Origin of the sequence: Acinetobacter sp. 22323 (assembly GCF_052044895.1) — a bacterium.
Lineage (GTDB): Bacteria > Pseudomonadota > Gammaproteobacteria > Pseudomonadales > Moraxellaceae > Acinetobacter > Acinetobacter schindleri.
In genome coordinates this window covers 158,205-175,775 of sequence record NZ_JBQEOL010000004.1, presented here as the reverse complement: position 1 = coordinate 175,775, position 17,571 = coordinate 158,205, and the positions used below count along the sequence as shown (strand labels likewise).

The window sequence follows — 17,571 nt, the reverse complement described above, 5'->3', positions numbered from 1 at the left end:
ATATTCCACTGGTAAGTCCGCGCAGGGAATATCTTAAACTTAATGCAAAGCAGGATGCAGTTGTTGCTCATTTAGGTAACAAAATGCTGCGAATTGAATCCATCGCAGTCTCTTATTTTAAAATGAAGTGACTTAGATTTTAGGTTGTTGCATTAACTCAACCAGGGCCTGTGCAGCTTTGGACTGGGTACGTCCCGGATGCCAGACCATGCCAAGCTGGCGATTCATTTCCAGAGGAATATTCAGCTGTTGCAAGTCATGATTTACAAGAGTTTGTGGTAGTACTGACCAGCCCAGACCAATGGAAACCAGCATGCGGATCGATTCGAGTGGATTATTACTCATGGTGATCTTTGGTTTGACACCACGCTTTTCAAACTCTGCCATGGTAATTTGCGTGGTATAGGTTTGTGCAGACGGTAACAGGCTCGGGTAATGCACCAGATCGTCCAGTGACAGATTCTTCTGCTGGGCCAATGGATGGAATGGAGCAACTACAAACACCAATGGATCGTTCCAGATAGTCACATAGTTCAACCGTTCATCGCCATGTGGAGGTAAAGTCAGGAAAGCCAGTTCCAAGTCACCGGCAATCACCTGTTCATGCGCCTGTTCAGAATCAACAAAGTGCACATCCAGGGTTACATCCGGATATTGCAGTACATACTGACGCAAATGTGCTGGAAGGTGATGCAGACCAATATGATGACTGGTACCAATTTTCAGTTTGCCCTGAATCTGGCCTTGTTCATGGCTGAGGGTATGGTGAATATCGCCCAGTTCATTCAGCCAGTTTTTCACTTTCGGTAACAGCGAATGCGCGGCATGGGTTGCTTGTACACCACGACCCGCTGATTCAAACAGCTTGACTCCAAAATACTCTTCCAGACTATGAATCCGTTTGGTCACGGCGGGTTGAGTAATAAAAAGCTGATCTGCCGCCAGAGAAATTGATCCGGTTTCCATGACTTTTACAAAGGCTTCAAAGGCTGCGAGATTCATCTTAATCACCTATAAAGATTTTTTATGCGTATCTCTATTGTTGTAATATTTTAAGAATAAATCAAAGGAAAAGTTGTATCTATTGCTGTAAAATCCGACATTCATTGATCGCTAATACAATAGATAGCTGGAAATAGCGGCTCGAACCCAAAAAATATTTTATAAAAATCGGATATGCATCAATAAAAAAAGCCACCGAGGGTAAGCGGTGGCAAAACGAGGAATAAGGACAGAAAAGAATTTAGGCTGTGATTTCCTCATTATTGCTCTGTTCAGATTTAGCCTCCCAGGCTTTTTCGTGGAAGAAGAAAGCAACAGCCTGAACAGTCGGTTCTAATAAACTTAATGCAATTGCCATGGCTAAACTACCAGTCACAAAATAACCGACTAACATGGCTACCGTGATGTGCATGACGTAATAGCTCAAGGTTTTCTTGAACATACGCTGATTATCTACAACAAATTTTTGAACGTGTGCCATGTCGATATTCCTCAAAAAATAAATTCAATGTTTTCTGTATGAATAAATAATAATAATTCTCATTTAATTTGTAAAAACGTATATTTTGCAAAAAATGATCGGAAAATTAGATTAAATAAAAATCAATATTGGTCTGTTTAGAATCCAATTTTAAAGATTCCAAAAAGTTTATTAACTAATAAAAATGATAAATTAGATTTATGTGACCGCAGCGATATAATCAAAATTAGAGATAGAATTTACCCAGTCCAGTGGAGTACATCGACATGGCAGGCGAGACCCAAACAGCAAAAACATTATACGATAAGTTATGGGATGACCATTTAGTAAAACAGCGTGACGATGGTTCAGCTTTACTTTATATCGACCGTCATTTATTGCATGAAGTAACTTCTCCGCAGGCATTCGAAGGCTTACAACTGGCGGGTCGTAAACCATGGCGTTTAAGCGCGAACGTGGCAACGCCAGACCATAACGTACCGACTTCTACCAAAGAACGTTCAGAAGGTATTTCTGGGATCGAAGATGAAACTTCACGTATCCAAGTACAAACCTTAGATGACAACTGTAAAACTTTTAATGTGGTGCAGTTTGACATTAATGATGTTCGCCAAGGTATTGCGCATGTTGTGGGTCCAGAACAGGGTTTGACCTTGCCAGGCATGACGGTTGTATGCGGTGACTCACATACTGCAACGCATGGTGCTTTCGGCTGTTTGGCACATGGTATCGGAACTTCTGAAGTTGAACATGTATTGGCAACTCAATGCCTGGTTCAAAAGAAAATGAAAAACATGTTGGTGCGCGTTGACGGCAAATTGGGTCAAGGCGTAACTCCAAAAGACGTGGTTTTAGCCATCATTGGCAAAATTGGGACTGCGGGTGGTACAGGCCATGCCATCGAATTTGGCGGTCAGGTCTTCCGCGACATGTCGATCGAAGGCCGTATGACCGTATGTAATATGGCGATCGAAGGCGGTGCCCGTGTTGGTATGGTCGCAGTTGATGATAAAACCATTGAATATGTGAAAAATCGTCCATATGCACCGAAAGGTGAGCAGTGGGATCAAGCAGTTGCTTACTGGAATACCTTGCATTCTGATGAAGATGCGCACTTTGATACCGTTGTGGTATTACAAGGTGAAGAGATTGAACCACAAGTATCTTGGGGGACTTCTCCTGAAATGGTGATTCCAGTCTCTCAAGCAGTTCCAACGTTGGAACAGGCAAAAGATGACGTGCAACGCAATGACTGGACACGTGCTTATCAATACATGGGTTTAACTGCTGGTCAGGCCTTATCTGATATCCAGTTAGACCGTGTATTTATCGGCTCTTGTACCAATTCACGTATTGAAGATATTCGTGCTGCGGCTGAAGTGGCGAAAGGTAAAAAGGTTGCACCGAGCATTAAACAGGCGATGGTCGTTCCAGGTTCTGGTTTGGTCAAAGCACAAGCTGAAGCTGAAGGTTTAGATAAAATCCTGATTGAAGCAGGCTTTGAATGGCGTGAGCCGGGTTGTTCAATGTGCTTGGCCATGAACGCTGATAAGTTACAGCCGGGCGAGCACTGTGCATCTACCTCGAACCGTAACTTCGAAGGTCGTCAGGGCAATGGCGGTCGTACCCACTTGGTGAGCCCAGCAATGGCAGCAGCAGCCGCAATTGCCGGTCACTTTGTTGATGTACGTTCATTCTAAGTTTAAGCCCTCATCCCAACCTTCTCCCAGAGGGAGAAGGAGTATCCTCTCCTGTTAGGAGAGGGTTAGGGAGAGGTTACGGATTCAGTGAGAAATAATCATGAAAAAATATACCGTTGAACAAGGTATCGTTGCACCATTAGACCGTGCCAATGTAGATACCGACTTAATTATTCCAAAACAGTTTTTAAAATCGATCAAACGTACCGGTTTTGGTGAAAATTTATTTGATGAATTGCGTTACTTGGATGAAGGTTATTTAGGTCAGGATAATTCAAAACGTCCCTTAAACCCTGATTTTGAGTTAAACAAACCCCGTTACCAAGGTGCATCAATTTTAATTTCACGTGCAAACTTTGGTTGTGGTTCAAGTCGCGAGCATGCGCCATGGGCATTGAATGAATACGGTTTCCGTACCGTGATTGCACCAAGCTATGCGGATATTTTCTTCAATAACAGTTTTAAAAACGGCATGTTGCCAGTAATCCTGTCTGAAGAAATTGTTGATCAGTTATTTAGAGAATGTGCTGCGACTGAAGGTTATCAATTAACAATTGATCTTGCAGCGCAAGAAGTGCGTACCCCGTCAGGTGAAAGTTTCAAGTTTGAAGTTGATCCATTCCGCAAGCATTGTCTTTTAAACGGTTTGGATGACATCGGTTTAACTTTGCAGGATGCCGATGCGATTCGTGCTTATGAAGAAAAAACCAAACAATCGCGCCCTTGGGTATTTGCAGAAATTAGTGGCTAAATCTAGTTAAATTGTCATAGCGGGAAAGTCTAACCCTTGCTAATATCGTGAAATCATGGAAATTTCGTTTGGGTTAGACATTCAGCATGGCCAGCTATTGGAAACAGTTATTTGCATTGGGTACGGTTTCGATGTTAATGACAGCATGTCAGACCATCGATACGATACAGTTGAAGAAATTGACAGATTCGGCTGTAAATAGTTCAGATGCCCTGATTTATTGTTCAGGTACCCACGATTGTAATTTTGAACGTATGGATGATATCAAGATCATCAATGCTGAAAAACGACATGTGGAGAGTGAAGCGCTCAAGCTCAAACTTGTGCGTTTACAAGCAAAAAGCCTGAAAGAGCCTAATCCGGTTTACCTGTCGGTACCCGCGGGGCAGCATGAACTGGTGGTACGCTTTTATCCGATTAGTCCGGATAAGGCCGAAGTTCTACATGTATTCCAGAACTTTCAGGCCAAGCATAAGTACACCTTTAAGATGTATCGCCAGCGCTCGACTCGAAACACCAGCTTATTGCAGGCCTCTGCACCGGATCCACTGTGTGTAGATCTGTTGCAAAACACCAAAATAATTCGACGCTTCTGCAAGCCATACAATGTTGAAACTGGCATTGCCGAGTTTGTAGAACAGAAAATTTAACCCAGTCAGCGAAATGCTGACTTTATAAATGGAATATCTCATGTCTAAACAAATTTTGATTTTAGCTGGTGACGGCATCGGTCCTGAAATTGTGAAAGCAGCAGAGCACGTGCTGACTCGCGTAAATGAAAAATTTAATTTAGATCTAAGCTGGGAACATGGCCTGTTGGGTGGTGCTGCGATTGATGCACATGGTGCACCTTATCCAGATGTGACGTCTGAGCAGGCAAAAAAAGCTGATGCAATTCTGCTTGGCGCTGTGGGTGGTCCTAAATGGGATACGATTGAACGCTCAATTCGTCCTGAACGTGGTCTGTTAAAATTGCGTAGTGAACTGAACCTGTTCGCGAACCTGCGTCCGGCGATTCTCTATCCGCAACTTGCTGATGCGTCTAGCCTGAAACCTGAAATTGTAGCTGGTCTAGATATCCTGATCGTACGTGAATTGACAGGTGGTATCTACTTCGGTCAACCACGTGGTATCCGTGAACTGGAAAATGGTGAAAAACAAGGTTTTAACACTGATGTGTATTCAGAGTCTGAAATCAAGCGTATTGCCAAAGTTGCATTTGAACTTGCCGGTCTGCGTGGCGGTAAAGTATGTTCAGTCGATAAAGCAAACGTGCTTGAAGTGACTGAGCTTTGGAAACAAACCGTTACTGCATTGAAAGAAGCGCAATATCCAGACATCAACCTGTCGCATATGTATGTCGACAATGCTGCAATGCAGTTGGTACGTGCGCCTAAACAGTTTGACGTAATTGTCACTTCTAACCTGTTCGGTGACATTCTGTCTGACGAAGCGGCAATGTTAACGGGTTCAATTGGTATGTTGCCATCTGCTTCTCTAGATGAGAATGGCAAAGGCATGTATGAACCATGTCATGGTTCTGCACCAGACATCGCAGGTCAAAACCTAGCAAATCCATTGGCAACCATCCTGTCTGTTGCAATGATGCTGCGTTATACTTTCCGTGAAGAAGCGGCTGCAAAAGCAATTGAAGATGCAGTAGGCCATGTATTGAACCAAGGTTTACGTACTGCGGATATTATGTCCGAAGGCATGAGCAAAGTCGGTACAGTGGAAATGGGCCAGGCAGTAGTTGCTGCATTGAACTAAGTTTCACTCCAGAACTGATCAATAAAAAACGCAGCTCAGGCTGCGTTTTTTTGTGTCTGCTGAATTAACAGGTTCGGCCGGTATATTTCACTGCTTGTGCAATATTGTCCTTGAGTTCAAAAACAATTTTACATTGCAGGTTTACATCATAGCTACGCGATGGACTATGTGTCACCGGAATGGGTACTGTTCCAGTACCGGCAACCGGATGCTGAGCAACAGAGAGTGGAAGTGCAACGGGACGCTGCACGATATAGACCAGTTGCCCGGCTGAAATTACAGGTTCATTTACCTGCTGGTAGCCGAGTTTGCTTAAATCCAGATTGGCATAAATGGTTTGGCTAGACTGTCCAATATACTGCTGTAAATAAGCGTCACGTTCGGCTTGAGACAGGGTAGGCATATGCATACATGCAGACAATAACAGAAGCATACCTGGTAACACGAGTTTCATTTGGCGAAATGCAGATAACATATTCTGACTCCTACAAAAGCCATTGCTGTTATTGTAGCGAGTAGAAAACGAGCTTATTGTTGTAATTTGACACACGGTAGAGAGAAGTATCCTGATAAATTGGATTTCTCATTAAATCCCATACAGGTTTCAAACTTCACTGGACACAGTTTAACAAGCTTTACCAGTATAACGAATGTCCTGAACAATTTCATCTTTCAAGTCAAACCAGATTTGGCATTTCATCTTAATGTTATAACCTCCATTCGAAGGCATTGGAATTGGTGCACCAGGGGAGATACTTTGACTAATATTAGGTGTACCCATCGGAATATTCACATCCCGGAAAATAGTATAACTGAGAAAGTCTGCTGTCTGAATGGGGTGCTGGGAGGTTTAAATCCCATTGCACGAAGATCAAGTTGGCTGCGAACCTGTGCGGCAGTTTGACCGATATAGGGCTGTAGAGAATGATGCAGATGCTGATTGCTGCCTGTAGCACATGCAACAAGAGACAAGCTGGAAAGCAGAGTCAAATATTTCATATTCATTGTTTTTATAAATATTGTTTTAATTAAATTGAATAGTCTTGTAATTCTCAGGCTATGTCAAATTGTTTTATTTATTGGTAAATAATGAATTAATTAAAGTCACAAAAAAAGCCACCCTGATCAGTGGCTTTTTTTACTGACGCTAAATCTTAGCGTGCACGATAAGTGATACGACCCTTAGTTAAGTCGTAAGGAGTCATCTCCACTTTTACACTGTCGCCAGTCAAAATACGGATATAGTGTTTACGCATTTTACCAGAGATATGAGCAATCACTTCGTGACCGTTTTCTAAACGTACACGGAACATAGTATTAGGAAGCGTCTCGGTGACAACGCCTTCGAACTCGATGAGTTCCTCTTTATTGGCCATAGCCTACCTAAAAGAATAAATTAGAAAGGCGCAAATTATAGTCAATTTTTTCGTATAACACAAGGCATAGCAGGCTTTAGACTGATCATCTGAAAGCAAAATAAGCGAAGCATCAGTACAAATATTTTAACTAAAAAACTGCTTGTTGATGTTGTCAGTTTGGTCAATCACAGTTAATCTAAAAAATATCTTTTTAGGTATAAATGAAGCACATACAAGGAAGGTTTTTGAGTGGGTCAGCTAACAGATGCATCGGTTGTACTGCGATTAGGCTACCAGGCGATACGTCGTGCGGGTTTGCCAACCGAAGAATTGCTTACTAAAGCAGGAGTTGCCTTAAACCAGGTTGAAGCCAATGACCGTACCCCGTTGAGTGCACAGTATGCATTCTGGGTCGCGGCAGAAGAGGTCAGCAAGGACCCTGATATCGGCTTACATTTGGGTGAACACCTGCCACTTTACCGTGGTCAGGTCATTGAGCATTTGTTTATTTCATCAGAAAATTTTGGTGAAGGGCTAAAACGTGCCTTGGCTTACCAGCGCCTCATCAGTGATGCCTTCCATGCGCAACTGGTCGTGGAAGATGACCGCTGTTATTTGACCAATGGTGAGCAGCTTTTTGCCGAAAACCTCGTTAATCGCCATTTCACTGAATGTGCTATGTCTGGTGTACTGCGTTTCTTTAAGTTTATTACCGAAGGACGTTTTGAACCGATTTATATCGACTTCAATTTTTCTAAAGGTGCAACTGATGATGAATACTTCCGTGTCTATGAATGTCCAGTAAGTCTGGGACAGAAAGAAACACGTCTTTATTTTGATCCGAGTATTCTTGAATATCCGCTTTGGCAGGCAGAACCAGAATTACTCCAGCTGCATGAGCAGTTAGCAATTGAAAAGCTGCAAGAGCTGGCACGTTATGATCTGGTGGGTGAAGTTCGCCGTGCCATTGGCTCAACCTTGGAAAGTGGGGAAACCACGCTAGAAACAGTCGCTGCCCAGCTGAATATTACTCCCCGCCGTTTGCGTACCCAGCTGAGTGAAGCCAATACCAGTTTTCAGCAGATCCTTTCGGATTATCGTTGTCGTCTGGCTAAACGCTTACTGGCAGGAACCAGTGAAAGTGTAGAGCGGATTGTTTATCTGACCGGTTTCTCCGAGCCAAGTACCTTCTATCGTGCTTTTAAGCGTTGGACCAATGAAACGCCAGTGGAATATAGAAAGCGCAAACAGCGTTAAATCCCTCCTAACCTCCCTTTAAAAAGGAAGGAATTTTCTCTCCTTCTAGAAGGGGGTAGGGGAGGTAAATGAATAAAAAGGATTCAATTATTCTGGCATGTTTAACCAATGTGGTCCTAAAGGCACTTTTGGTAAATTAAATTGTTCAGGATAATGCGCCTGAATAAAGTAGAGTCCATCTGGTGGTGCAGTCACACCTGCTGCTTTGCGGTCTTGTGCAGCAAAGATGGCATCAATCTGATCGATGTCATACATGCCCTGACCAATTTCCAGCAAACAGCCCATGATGTTGCGCACCATATGATGCAGGAAGCCATCAGCCTGAATATCCAGGACCAGATAGTGACCATGACGAATTAGGCGACAGTGATGCACATGGCGTACAGGTTGATTGGATTGACAGGCAGAGGCACGGAAACTTTCGAAATTATGTGTGCCTTCAAACTTTGTCGCAGCCTTAATCATCTTGTCGACATCTAAATCGTAATGGATATGGGTGACCTGTTTATGCAATAGCGCAGAACGCACAGGGTGATTGTAGACTACATAACGATAACGACGGGCTTGGGCTTTAAAACGGGCATGGAAATCCATGTCCATTTCCTGAATCCACTGAATTGCAATATCTTTAGGCAGCTGACTATTACAGCCGCGTAACCAGCCATATTCGGAGCGATCAGCAGAGGTATCGAAGTGAGCAACCATATTGGTGGCATGCACGCCGGCATCAGTTCGACCTGCACCATGCAGGATAATAGTTTCATTGGCGACTTTAGACAGAACCTTTTCAATCGTTTCCTGCACGCTTGCTACGCCGGGCTGTTGGGTTTGCCAACCTCTGTAGTGTGCTCCACTAAATTCAATACCGACTGCAAAACGCTGCATATTCACCTCAAGATTCAACTAATCAGACCAATGGTGATGCCATTGCTCCACGCTGTCGTATTGTAAATACATTTTCAGGGCTTTTGCATATAGATCGGCATGGCCATAGGCATCATTGAGTAAAATCCGGCAGTCCTGTACCCATTCAGCAATAGCATAGCGTTGGTCTGTGCTCCCGAAAGGTACTTGTGTAGTCAAAACTACAGCACAGCCAGCATTATAGAACTCATCAAAGAGCTGAATGAGATCAGGATTAACTGCGAGATTTCCCGTGCCAAAGCCCTGCAGAATCAGGAAGTCTGGAGGTAAAGCCAATAATTGCTTAAGGTTATGAAGCTGCTGATCTAGCCCAACTGGCTGCATCATTATACTCAGGCAATTAAATTGCTGTGCCTTAATCAAATCTTGTGCAGTAATGATATGTGTATATAGTTGCGGTGGAATTTTTACTTCTGCATCTATGCCAGCAAAGGCCTTGAGTTCAGTAGTATGTTGCTTTAACGCTGTTCTGCCATGAACCAGTTCTTGGTTAAATGCCAGGTAAACGCCCGTTTCGACCTGCTGTACAGAATCTAGAGCAAAGCATAGGTTTTCCAAAGCATCACTAAATTCGCGTGGCTGTTTGCCAGCTGCATTTAATAATGGATACTGGCTACCGGTTAAAACCACATAGGCCGATTGCCCTAAAAGATGCGCCAGCACGGCACAGGCATAGCTCATGGTATCTGTACCATGAATGATAACAAAGCGCTGATAATCCTGAGCCTGCAGTTGCTGAATAAACTGAATCAAGGCTAGCCAGTCAGGAGCAGTACATGCACTGCTGTCCTTAATTACAGGGGCGCAGAAGCACTCTACTGAATGCGTGTCTTCATGCAATAATTCTTTTAGTTTTATAAAAAAAGATTCGGCAGGCATAGGAGCGAGTGGATCACCAACGCATCCAAACGTACCTCCCATATAAATCAATGCAATATTTTTCATCATAAAAAAAGCAGCCATAGTGACTGCTTTAGTGTAGAACGAATTTACTTAAGAAGCGATTCGATTCAGTAATTGATCAACATGGGTACGTTGTTGTGGACTGTAGTCCGCTTCCTTTTCTGTCAGGATTTCACGTGCGGCATCATAGGCACCCAATTGAATATACTGCTCTGCCAATTCCAGATTTAATACTACCTCATCCGTTTCCGTTAATTCAGGGAATGATTGAACCAGTGGATCATTTTGATGAGCGGTTGAAGTAACGGGCGCAGATGGAATATCAAAACTGATTGCAGCACTGGCTGGTTTTTCAGGAACGGCATCTAGTTTAAAGTCCAATTCTGAGACAGCAGGTACTGCTGGACTTATAGGTTCATGTGTAGCTAAACCTGATAAATCAAATTCTGGTACTGCGATTTCTGGCTGAGTTTCTGTGGTTGACGTTGTATCTGCCGAGAAAGAAAAATCAAGAGGTTGAACTGATTCTGCAGTAGGTACTGGTGTCACTTCTGGTTTTTCTGAGCTGCCTAAGTCAAGCTTAAAGTCCATAACCGGTGCGGCAGTTTCAGCTTTTATCGAGCTATCTAAGTCAAAGCTAAAGTTTAGTGCAGATGTGGCAGTATCTGATGTTGTCTTCGGTGTAGGCTCAGATGCAGGAGCGTCAGAGAAGTTAAACTCTAAACCTGTAGCTCCTGGGAGATCCTGGGCTGCATCACTTGCCGGTTTAGTCAGAGTGGGCTCAAAATTAAATTCCAGCGGCTGGATATCATTCTGTGATGGCGCCGGCTCAAATACAGCTTTTTGAGGCTTATTTTCTTGTCGCAGTTCATCAAAAGCGAGGTCATTAACTACTGGGCTGTGGGTTGGGGATAGCTCTTCAAAGGCAGCAGTGTTGTCTATAGATGCTGTCTCAGTTACTGATGAGCCAGCGCTTAACTGTGCAGAAGGAAAATCAATTGTATCCTTGGTTGAAGTAGCTGAATTTTCAAACTCTGCCTTTTTAGTTTCTGCCTGCGCAAGAATGTCATCCAAACCGAGTGAACGGACATGTGTGATTAACTGAGAAATGGCAAATTCATCTTTCTGCTGAATATGGATATCAAGGAGCAACAGATACAGTTCATGCTGGCGGTTGTCTTTTTTGAGTGCCTGATTGATTTGCGCTTCAGCGGCAAAGAAATTTCCTTCATTGATCAGGCGCTCAATTTTCTTGCGCAGATCTGCTGAAAGAGCAATAGCTTCCTGAGGGTTCGTTGCAACTTCTTCAACCACCCGGGTTTTTGCTGGGGTAGCCCGTGCTGAACTGGTGGTTTTTCTCGCTTTCGCTGTAGTTGCCTTTGGTTTATCTGACTCTTGAGCATCCTGACGTTTTTTGACTACAATCAGAACGATGATCAATAAAATTAATGGAATCACATAAATCAGCATGATAAGTACCCCTTAGAGATAGAGGGCTCCATATATCCACTCATCCCTGTAAATCAATGTATGTAATGATTAGTTAATTGGCTTTTTTATCTGCCTGTTGTGCTTTGAGCTGTTGTTGCAGTCGGGCAAGACGGGCATTTAATAATTGAATTCTCTGATCCTTCTGATTAAGTGCCAATTCTAATTCAGTTACGTTTCTCTGTAATTTAACGGTTTTTTCTCGAACTGTCATAACTTTTAATGACAACTCTTTCGAAGTTTGACGGTCTAATGTGTTTTGATTTGCAGAAAGTTGCTCAGATTCTTTCTGGTTCTCAGCAACCAGGCTCATTTCAGCCTGATTTAAACGATATTTGGTACTGCCTTTAGCCTTATTCTGAACTTGTGCAAGCTCAGCTGTCTTGACGGTAATTGGCTGTTGTTGTGCGGGAGCAATATTCAAATTCAATGCCGCACCACGCTTCAGGCGATTCGCATCTCCGCCAATAAAGGCCTGTTCATTATTTTTTTTAATTTGCTGCATGACTTCACCGACACCGCGGTTTTGTTCCTGAGCAATACGTGCAGCAATTTTCCAGAGAGATTCATTGGATTGAACCACATAGCTTGCTTTTGCAGTAGATGTTGGGCTCGCTTGAGGGAAGTGTTGCACTGGAGCTGTAGCTGCTTGAGGCGGTTTTTTAGGAGGGACTTGCTTCTGTTTTGCGACTTGTTCTTCGGCATATTTTTTAACTAATGGGTCGCTGGAATTGGATTGTGGCGCAGCAGCAGGATAGGTCGCCACTGGCTTTTGATTTTGTACTTTTTGAGTTGGTATATCTTGATTCGGCTGTGCAACAGGCGCTGCTGAAGCAGCTTGTGCTACCTGAGTTTTTGCTTGAGCTGCGGTAGTGACTGGATTTTTTTGAAGACTATTTGAGACCAGAGGCTTTTGTTGAATAGCGGGCATTGCAGGTCCAGCGATTGGTGTGGGTGTCGTCAAAGTACTTGTGACTGGACGCGTATTCACAGCTTTAATAGCTTCATCAACTTTGGCTGGAGCCTGAACAGCAGGAGTCGTTATCGATGTTGTCTGAGGGATAGAGTTTGGTGATAATGGTGGTGGAGTAAGACGCTGTACAGCCAATGGTTTTTCCATAGCTTTGGTATTCGCTGTTGAAGTCTTGTATTGCGTACTGACAGGTAAATTTAAACCAATTTCATTTTCATTCACCACCACGACTGGGGTTAATGTTTGCTCATTTGCGCTGATCGAAGCTTTTAGCAGATCTGTCTTGGGTTTGAGTGTGGTCTTGATGTGTTGTAAACGTGCTGCATTGCCTTCTTTAACTTTAATTACAAAATTCAGATCATTTTGAGTGATTGGGCGTGAAGAGGTAATAGTAATCACACCTGTGCCATTGCTGCTACGACGGGTAAAAAAATTAAGATGCCCGGGAGGTTGATGTGTAGTGCCCAGCGTCATTAAATCTTCTGGCGTAGCTAAACTCACTTCAATCGGTATATTGATATCTGACTGACGGAAATTCATTTCCGCATAGAGTAATTCCCCGGGTGCCGATTGAACCTGAACTGGCTCAACCGTGATTGCAAAAACAGGCTGTGCCATCATCATGGTTAAAGTAGCAATTTTGAATTTTTTATATACAGTCATCTTCATTCTAGGCTCAGCATCGGTCATATTATAGGCAGTATGGCTCGATGATTGGGATGTCTATGTTTGTTCAACTATTTTCTTGATAGTGACACAAAAAAGCCGATCAATAAAGATCGGCTTTTAGATTGATTATAACGTGCTTAATTAAGCATTTTTATAATCGATCAGAATGCGTAGCATACGGCGTAAAGGCTCAGCAGCACCCCAAAGTAACTGGTCACCTACAGTGAATGCACCCAGGTATTCTTTACCCATGTTCATTTTACGCAGACGGCCGACTGGAACAGTCAATGTACCGGTTACTGCGACAGGCGTCAGATCAGTCATTGATGCTTCACGTGTATTTGGTACCACTTTGGCCCATTGGCTAGACTGACGAATCATATCTTCGATTTCATTCAAAGGTACGTCACGTTTTAGCTTCAAGGTAATTGCCTGAGAGTGACAGCGCATTGCACCGATACGTACACAGTGACCATCGATTGGAACGATCTGCTGGTTGCCGAGGATCTTGTTGGTTTCAACCTGACCTTTCCATTCTTCTTTCGACTGGCCGCTTTCCAGCTGCTTGTCGATATATGGAATCAGAGAACCAGCTAGCGGTACACCAAAGTTTGCAGACGGGAAGCCTTCACCACGTTGTAATTCAGCAATTTTAGAATCAATGTCCAAAATTGGAGAGCGTGGATCATCGAGTAGGTCTTTAGTATTGTTATACAGGTAACCCATGCCTGTGATCAGCTCACGCATGTTTTGTGCACCTGCACCAGATGCCGCCTGATAGGTCATCGAAGTTGCCCATTCCACCAGGTTGTTCTGGAAGAGAGAACCTAGGCCCATCAGCATCAGGGAAACCGTACAGTTACCGCCAACGAAAGTTTTAGTACCTTTCACTAGGCCATCTTTGATCACGTTCAGATTAACCGGGTCAAGTACAATGATTGCTTCATCATCCATACGCAGGGTAGACGCAGCGTCAATCCAGTAACCATTCCAGCCTGCAGCTTTCAGCTTAGGGAAAACCGCAGTGGTATAATCGCCACCTTGGCAGGTAATAATGACATCCATTTGCTTCAGACGATCAATGTCTGTCGCATCCATAAGTGCTGGGGCAGTTTTACCACCAAATGCCGGTGCTTCACCACCTGCATTACTGGTAGAGAAATAGAATGGCTCAAAATGAGCAAAATCATTCTCTTCAACCATACGTTGCATTAGGACGGAACCAACCATCCCGCGCCAACCGACCAGACCTACTTTCATGTCACTTTGCCTCGGTGCGTTAAAAAATTAAAGGGGGTTCGAGTGTACCAAAAAGGGACTCAACTGCAATAGCTACACAATAGAAACATCAATAATATTGAGCGAAATATCTTGTTTATGTTACATACAAAATTGATAACGCAGATTTTCTTCTAGAAAAAATAACAACATAGTAAAAGAGTCACTTTATGATTTTGTTTATTCAGATATTGTCAGTGCTGGTCATCTGGCTCAGTTTCTGGTCCCTGATTCCTCGTGATGAATGGTGGATCCGTGGCGCCGATTTCCCGCGACTACAAATTCTGATTATTGGCTTCATTGCACTAGGACTTTATATATTCTGGGAGCATTCCTGGACCTTGATAGACCAAAGTATTTTTGTAGGACTAGTCGCGGCACAAGCCTACCAGTTGAAGATGGTCTTGCCTTATACCTTTATCTGGAAGAAACAGGTGAAGAAGGTCAAACGGCAGCAACTGGATCCAAGCAAACAAATTTCTTTACTGGTTTCTAACGTGTTAATGACCAATGAAAAATATCATCTATTACTCGAACAGATTCAAAATTTAACTCCAGATCTGGTACTGACGCTGGAAACCAATTCCGAATGGCAGAAACAACTCTCAGTGATTGAAGCGGACTATCCTTACCGTGTACCTGTGCCCTTGGATAACCTGTATGGGATGCATCTCTACAGTAAATTAAAACTCAGCGACACCGAAGTGAAATTTATTTTGAGTAATGAAATTCCTTCGATTCATACCACAGTCACTTTACGTTCTGGCCATCCGGTTCAGTTATATTGCCTACATCCAAAACCGCCAAGTCCGACTGAAGCCAAGGACTCGAAACTGCGTGATGCTGAATTGCTGATTGTTGGCGATCAAATCAAGGATCTCGATGAAAGCTGTATTGTGATGGGGGATCTAAATGATGTCGCCTGGTCACGTACTACACGTTTGTTTCAGCGTATTAGTGGCTTGCTCGACCCGCGTGTCGGGCGCCGTTATGTGAATACCTTTCATGCCAATTATCCGATGTTCCGCTGGTCACTTGACCATGTCTTCCACAGTACCGACTTTGCTTTAGTCCATATGGAGCGTTTGCCACATGTGGGCTCGGATCATTTTCCGGTGTTTGTGGTACTACAAACCGGGCGAGTCTTTGATCATGTACAAGAAGAACTGGAACAGACTGAAGAAGATGAGCAACAGGCTCAGGAAGCTATACAAGAAGGTATTGAAAAAGCTGAGAAAGAAGAAAAAATAGTCACGGATGAAATTGCTCAAACCTACAAAAATGGCTCAAAAGTGTGATGGATTTATCGGAAAAGTGTACGAAATGGCTTACACGGATTGGGGTCTTAAACGATATTTATTCCTCGATGATTCCAATATTCTGCTTATATCAGCACAGGGAGTCGAGAAGGGAATTTCTCATAAGGAAGACGAAGCTGAATGAAGACATCATGGATATGATGATGAAATGGAAATCACAAAAAACCAAGAATTAAAATGTTGAAAGCACAACCTCATTAACCCGGGTTTTTACAGGATGTAGAGCCCGGGTTAAACTATTTTAGAGCTTTAATTTTCTTTTTTATTTAATTGATTATTAAAACAATTTATAGAGTTGAAATAATTTCTGAAAAACGTGTATGCAGTTTATTATTTCTGACAGTGACTCAGCCCAGGAATTTGAACTCTATCATGCCAATCGATGGTCAGCAGCTAAAAAACCGTAAATGCTTTTAGAAGCCTTGAACCATTCCCATAGTCTTGTGACTGCCGGTATGAATGGTCGACTGATTGGACCCGGCAATGCCATTTCTGATGGCTATCTGGTGATGTATTTTCCCATTTACTGGTTTATCCAGAATTACAAGGGCCGGCATTGGTCGCCGAATTATGCAGGCCATGCTAGAGCGTTATTCAAGATTTCATCAAAAAATTTTAGTTGCTGACCAGCATGCTACCGGCTTTTATCAGGCTTTAGCTATGTTGGTCATACTGAAGCCATGTGGATTTATCAGGGAACAAATCATTAATCCATGATTAAAGAGCTCGAGAACTCAATAAATCGAATCATAACCCTGTGGGCGGGTCTTAAAACGGCGATGGAACCACATATATTGCGTTGGGGCGATCCGTAACTGGCGTTCAATAATCTGGTTCACGCGAGTGGCATCATCCAGTTCATCTGCGCTTGGCAGGTTTTCAACAGGTGGCTCAATCAGGACATGATATTTGGGATTTTTGATATCTCCGTGACGGTAGAAATACAGTGGGATCGCAGCGGCTTTGGTCATTTTTAATAAACGACGATGTGCGGTCACGGTTGCAGCAGGAACGCCAAAAAATGGCGCCATTACGCCTTGTTTTAAACCGAAATCCTGATCCGGGCTGTACCAGATCGCATGTCCATTTTTCAAATTACGCACCAGACCACGCATATCATCATGGTCAATCTGGTTGGCATAAATTGTGGCGCGGCAGCGATAAATCAGCATATCCAGCAAGGGGTTATTCTGCGGACGATAGACGACATCCGGTTCAAAATATTGGGCACACAGGTAGCCGCCAGCATCCAGCAGGGTAGAGTGTGTACCCAGTAATAATGCACCTTTTCCTTCAGCTTGTGCTTGCTGGATATATTCCAGACCTTCAATAGTTACACGGCCTTTAAACCACTTTGGCGTGTACCAGGCATTTAAGGTTTCAAACACACCGAGCATCTGGTCAATAAAGACCTGACGGGAATTTTCCTGCACTTCTTGCGCAGACCATTCTGGAAAACACACTTCCAGATTGCGCACTGTAGTTTCACGGCGAGATTTGAGATATTTAAAACTTAAGCTACCCAGTAAAGATGCCAGGCGGTGCTGAATCGCCCAAGGTAAAATTGCCAGAATCATCAGGAATACAATGCCAATCCAGATACCCCAATATTGTGGAGACAGGAAGGTCCACTGAAATTCACCGGGTTGGTAATCTGGCTTTTTACTCATAATCTGCTATTTAAATCTCAAGATATCT

The 17,571-nt window shown here is 43.3% G+C and carries 16 protein-coding genes and 1 pseudogene; 6 read left to right on the top strand and 11 right to left on the bottom strand.

All coding sequences use genetic code 11. The features are described 5' to 3' along the window. Positions 1-132: 132 nt before the first annotated feature. Together ACTJIX_RS04450 and ACTJIX_RS04445 are read right to left on the bottom strand one after the other, a co-directional pair. Positions 133-1,002 (bottom strand): LysR family transcriptional regulator, encoded by an 870-nt coding sequence (locus ACTJIX_RS04450; protein ID WP_440611226.1) that lies wholly within the window; start codon positions 1,000-1,002, stop codon positions 133-135. A 241-nt stretch (positions 1,003-1,243) separates the two neighbouring features. Next, positions 1,244-1,483 carry a DUF2061 domain-containing protein gene (locus tag ACTJIX_RS04445; protein WP_004890352.1) on the bottom strand — a complete coding sequence of 80 codons (240 nt, stop codon included), beginning with the start codon at positions 1,481-1,483 and terminating at the stop codon, positions 1,244-1,246. A gap of 266 nt (positions 1,484-1,749) precedes the next feature. Here ACTJIX_RS04445 and leuC point away from each other — a divergent pair, with 266 nt between their 5' ends. The 4 genes from leuC (at position 1,750) to leuB (ending at position 5,704) form a co-directional block, all read left to right on the top strand. Further along, positions 1,750-3,183 carry a 3-isopropylmalate dehydratase large subunit gene (gene leuC, locus ACTJIX_RS04440; RefSeq protein ID WP_278362984.1) on the top strand — a complete coding sequence of 478 codons (1,434 nt, stop codon included), beginning with the start codon at positions 1,750-1,752 and terminating at the stop codon, positions 3,181-3,183. Between the two features lie 100 nt (positions 3,184-3,283). Continuing rightward, positions 3,284-3,934 (top strand): 3-isopropylmalate dehydratase small subunit, encoded by a 651-nt coding sequence (gene leuD, locus ACTJIX_RS04435; protein ID WP_004890347.1) that lies wholly within the window; start codon positions 3,284-3,286, stop codon positions 3,932-3,934. Positions 3,935-4,020: 86 nt separating this feature from the next. After that, the gene (locus tag ACTJIX_RS04430) at positions 4,021-4,584 is read left to right on the top strand and encodes a hypothetical protein (protein WP_004890345.1); all 564 of its coding nucleotides are present in this window, start codon (positions 4,021-4,023) and stop codon (positions 4,582-4,584) included. A gap of 40 nt (positions 4,585-4,624) precedes the next feature. Then, on the top strand, positions 4,625-5,704 hold the full coding sequence (leuB, locus tag ACTJIX_RS04425) for a 3-isopropylmalate dehydrogenase (protein ID WP_440611225.1): 1,080 nt from the start codon (positions 4,625-4,627) through the stop codon (positions 5,702-5,704). A gap of 64 nt (positions 5,705-5,768) precedes the next feature. Here the strand turns inward: leuB and ACTJIX_RS04420 are convergent, their stop codons facing one another. From ACTJIX_RS04420 to infA, 3 genes and pseudogenes are all read right to left on the bottom strand, one after another. Next, positions 5,769-6,179, bottom strand: coding sequence for a hypothetical protein (locus ACTJIX_RS04420; RefSeq protein ID WP_440611224.1), 411 nt, complete (start codon positions 6,177-6,179; stop codon positions 5,769-5,771). A gap of 150 nt (positions 6,180-6,329) precedes the next feature. Beyond that, a pseudogene (locus tag ACTJIX_RS04415) lies at positions 6,330-6,709 on the bottom strand (hypothetical protein). Positions 6,710-6,858: 149 nt separating this feature from the next. After that, positions 6,859-7,080 carry a translation initiation factor IF-1 gene (gene infA / locus ACTJIX_RS04410; protein ID WP_001284370.1) on the bottom strand — a complete coding sequence of 74 codons (222 nt, stop codon included), beginning with the start codon at positions 7,078-7,080 and terminating at the stop codon, positions 6,859-6,861. Between the two features lie 231 nt (positions 7,081-7,311). Between infA and ACTJIX_RS04405 the strand changes: the two genes are divergently transcribed. Next, a complete protein-coding gene (locus ACTJIX_RS04405) occupies positions 7,312-8,319 on the top strand; it encodes an AraC family transcriptional regulator (RefSeq protein ID WP_048882553.1) in 1,008 nt (335 codons plus the stop codon). Positions 8,320-8,406: 87 nt separating this feature from the next. Here ACTJIX_RS04405 and truA read toward each other — a convergent pair whose 3' ends face one another. From truA to asd, 5 genes are all read right to left on the bottom strand, one after another. Next, positions 8,407-9,204, bottom strand: a complete 798-nt coding sequence (truA, locus tag ACTJIX_RS04400; protein ID WP_163167301.1) for a tRNA pseudouridine(38-40) synthase TruA — start codon at positions 9,202-9,204, stop codon at positions 8,407-8,409. Positions 9,205-9,222: 18 nt separating this feature from the next. Next, the gene (locus ACTJIX_RS04395; RefSeq protein WP_440611223.1) at positions 9,223-10,206 is read right to left on the bottom strand and encodes an asparaginase; all 984 of its coding nucleotides are present in this window, start codon (positions 10,204-10,206) and stop codon (positions 9,223-9,225) included. Positions 10,207-10,236: 30 nt separating this feature from the next. After that, entirely contained in the window at positions 10,237-11,616 is a 1,380-nt protein-coding gene (locus ACTJIX_RS04390; RefSeq protein ID WP_440611222.1) for a hypothetical protein, read from the bottom strand. A gap of 73 nt (positions 11,617-11,689) precedes the next feature. Then, complete coding sequence (locus ACTJIX_RS04385) at positions 11,690-13,276, bottom strand: hypothetical protein (protein ID WP_440611221.1); 1,587 nt, start codon at positions 13,274-13,276, stop codon at positions 11,690-11,692. 141 nt (positions 13,277-13,417) lie between these two features. Beyond that, a complete protein-coding gene (asd, locus tag ACTJIX_RS04380; protein ID WP_048882548.1) occupies positions 13,418-14,536 on the bottom strand; it encodes an aspartate-semialdehyde dehydrogenase in 1,119 nt (372 codons plus the stop codon). Positions 14,537-14,724: 188 nt separating this feature from the next. Between asd and ACTJIX_RS04375 the strand changes: the two genes are divergently transcribed. Continuing rightward, complete coding sequence (locus ACTJIX_RS04375) at positions 14,725-15,852, top strand: endonuclease/exonuclease/phosphatase family protein (protein WP_440611220.1); 1,128 nt, start codon at positions 14,725-14,727, stop codon at positions 15,850-15,852. A gap of 755 nt (positions 15,853-16,607) precedes the next feature. Here the strand turns inward: ACTJIX_RS04375 and ACTJIX_RS04370 are convergent. Beyond that, a complete protein-coding gene (locus ACTJIX_RS04370) occupies positions 16,608-17,543 on the bottom strand; it encodes an LpxL/LpxP family acyltransferase (protein WP_440611219.1) in 936 nt (311 codons plus the stop codon). Positions 17,544-17,571 lie beyond the last annotated feature (28 nt).